This is a genomic window from Paraburkholderia sp. SIMBA_054 (assembly GCF_046534875.1).
Lineage (GTDB): Bacteria > Pseudomonadota > Gammaproteobacteria > Burkholderiales > Burkholderiaceae > Paraburkholderia > Paraburkholderia hospita.
This window is the reverse complement of sequence record NZ_JAWRXV010001449.1, coordinates 1-245: the sequence shown is the minus strand read 5'-3', so window position 1 is coordinate 245 and position 245 is coordinate 1. Positions and strand designations below refer to the sequence as shown.

The window sequence follows — 245 nt, the reverse complement described above, 5'->3', positions numbered from 1 at the left end:
CAATAATCGTAATTTTTGGCCAGCAATTGCTCTTTGCGGAACGGGGCGTATACGGCGTGTTCCGTATCGCTTTCTTCAGAACCGTGAAGCATGCCGATTTGGATAACGCCTGCTTGTTTGTCGGGGTAATGTTCAACCATCGGCTCGGTTACATGGCGGCGGCCGTAGCTGAATCCGGCAATCTTCACCCTTGTATTGCCCACTGGCAATTCCATATTTTCGACGCTGTCACGGAAAACATGGAC

At 50.6% G+C, this 245-nt stretch carries 1 pseudogene; it reads right to left on the bottom strand.

Annotated elements, in window-relative coordinates:
- Positions 1 to 245, bottom strand: a pseudogene (locus tag SB822_RS59850) (hypothetical protein); the annotation flags it as partial.